The following is a 429-nucleotide window of genomic DNA, read 5'->3' on the forward strand; positions in this document are numbered from 1 at the left end:
CGTCAAAAGTGACCGTGCCTGAGGCGTGGCCCATGACAGCCTGTGCGTACGCCGTAGGAACGCCTTTGGCTTGCATCAAGGACGCCAGCGAGTGTCGCATGGAATGAAACACCAAGCCGGGTTCAAAGGATTCCCCGAGAGCCGCAGGGATCGCATGTTGGTTAGCCCATTCTCCGCCTGTCTTGTAGCCAATCTGAGCTAATGACTCCGATCCACTGAGCTTGCACGCCTCGACGTACCGCAAGAATGCTGCAAGGTCGAACCCATAGGCACCGTCAGTCAACGGCACCAGACGCTCACTGCGTTTGTTCTTGATTGACTTGCCTTCGCCTGCTTCGTTGATGTGAATCGCGGTGAAGCCTGAAGCAAGGTTTTGAACATCACTTACCGTCAACTGTGAGATTTCGTTGAGACGCCCACCAGTGATCT

Annotated in this window: 1 protein-coding gene; it reads right to left on the reverse strand. The window is 55.0% G+C overall.

Annotated elements, in window-relative coordinates:
* Positions 1 to 429 (reverse strand): tyrosine-type recombinase/integrase (locus J5M71_RS28865; protein WP_207839105.1); only part of this gene is annotated, 429 nt, incomplete at both ends.

The organism is Pseudomonas sp. 43(2021) (assembly GCF_017490805.1).
Lineage (GTDB): Bacteria > Pseudomonadota > Gammaproteobacteria > Pseudomonadales > Pseudomonadaceae > Aquipseudomonas.